Here is a 566-nt window from a genome sequence, read left to right on the forward strand (position 1 = left end):
GCCTTGAGCGCGTGGGCGCACAGTTCAACCCATCGGGAAACCCGGTGGTGTCGCAGATCAAACGGGGTGCTGCCGATCTGATCGACCTGATTGACACCATCCCGGCCGAGGGGGCGGGCGCGGGCGAAATCGCCCGCCTGAAATCCCTCGCTCAAACCGCATTTGAAGAGGCCGCCATGTGGGCGGTGAAGGCCGCGACGAAAGGTTGACATGATCGATTATGCCAAAATCATGCGTGAGGACGCGCGGCTCATCATTCTGAAGGGCCTGTCCGAGCAGACCAACGAGTCGCTGCATTCGGGCTATCTTGACTTGCTTCTGCGCCGCTTTGCCATCGAGAAGGACCGGGAATGGATCCATGACGAACTGCGCTGGCTGGCCGAGCGCGGGGCCGTGACGCTGATTGAGGCAGGCACGGTGCTGGTGGCCACACTGACCACCAAGGGCGCCCGCCATCTCAAGCGCGAGATCGCCATCGAGGGCGTCTCGCGGCCTTCGCGCAAGGACGACTGACATGGCGCGCAAGCCCAAAGGACGCGGGCGGCTGTCCTCCATCGACCTGATGC

At 63.4% G+C, this 566-nt stretch carries 2 protein-coding genes; both read left to right on the forward strand.

Features of this window, described 5'->3' with window-relative positions; genetic code table 11:
• Window positions 1-209, forward strand: a 209-nt coding sequence (locus RMT89_RS40755) for a hypothetical protein (RefSeq protein ID WP_315888798.1), incomplete at its 5' end; no start/stop codon positions are given.
• 1 nt (window position 210) lies between these two features.
• Window positions 211-513: a hypothetical protein gene (locus RMT89_RS40760; protein ID WP_315888799.1), complete on the forward strand. Its 303-nt coding sequence runs from the start codon at window positions 211-213 to the stop codon at window positions 511-513.
• Window positions 514-566: the final 53 nt, after the last annotated feature.

Source organism: Streptomyces sp. P17 (assembly GCF_032436805.1).
GTDB lineage: Bacteria > Actinomycetota > Actinomycetes > Streptomycetales > Streptomycetaceae > Streptomyces.